General features: G+C 46.6%; 1 protein-coding gene. It reads right to left on the bottom strand.

The features are described 5' to 3' along the window. Positions 1-1,019: mucin-binding protein (locus D8790_RS10635; protein WP_446677482.1), on the bottom strand; the 1,019-nt coding region annotated here is incomplete at its 3' end. Positions 1,020-1,059: the final 40 nt, after the last annotated feature.

Below are 1,059 nucleotides of genomic sequence, written 5' to 3'. Positions count from 1 at the left end.
GCTGCTTCTTGAGTCACAGGAGCTTTCAGAGCTGGACGACCGGCTGTCTCACCATCTGCGTATTCGTACTTGATGGTACGCGATACTTTCTTGTTGAGCTTAGCTGGGTCTGTAATCTTCTCTGTACCTTGACGAAGAGTAACGGTGAAGGTTTGATCCTTCTTATCGTCATTATCGAAGGTCTTAGGTCCCTTAAACTCATCGTTCACTACTTCGTAGCCCTTGTCTGTCAATTCTTTCAGACGAGCTGCGTAGTTGGTTGTACCGATTGGCTCACCTGACTTACCGCTTTCGACAACCTTGGTCAATTCCTTATTACCGTCAGTTTGGTCTACGAAGCTGATAATCGCTTTTTGACCATCCTTCACGAAGTTGATTGGTGTNTCCTTNGTTGGATCACTTGGAATTGGTGGTGGGTTGTATCCCTTGCTTGGATCGCTCGGATCTTTCGGTGTCAATGGNGTTGTGCCATCTGGGCCNACTGGTGTAGTTCCTGGTACATGTGGAATCACTGGAAGATCAGTACCTGGTTTGCTTGGATCTGTTGGATCGTTTGGATATGGAAGGTTTGGTACTTTTGGAAGTCCGTCTGGTACATTTGGTACGTATGAACCAAGTTTGCTGTACTTAACTGTTTCTTCGCTATCCTTATCATCAGGAGTCACTGTCTTCGCTGCTACATTGGCCTTATCTGCCACGAATCCAGTTACGACTGGTGTAGCTTCTTGGGCCAATTCTTTCGTAGCTGGTGTCCATGCAGTGAAGGTTTCCTTACCAGTTACACGGTTACGTTCACCTGTACGTGTGAAAGCTGCTTCTTGAGTCACAGGAGCTTTCAGAGCTGGACGACCGGCTGTCTCACCATCTGCGTATTCGTACTTGATGGTACGCGATACTTTCTTGTTGAGCTTAGCTGGGTCTGTAATCTTCTCTGTACCTTGACGAAGAGTAACGGTGAAGGTTTGATCCTTCTTATCGTCATTATCGAAGGTCTTAGGTCCCTTAAACTCATCGTTCACTACTTCGTAGNCCTTGTCTGTCAATTCTTTCAGACGAGCT

This window comes from Streptococcus cristatus, from assembly GCF_003943535.1.
Lineage (GTDB): Bacteria > Bacillota > Bacilli > Lactobacillales > Streptococcaceae > Streptococcus > Streptococcus cristatus_L.
This window is presented reverse-complemented; position numbering and strand designations above follow the sequence as displayed.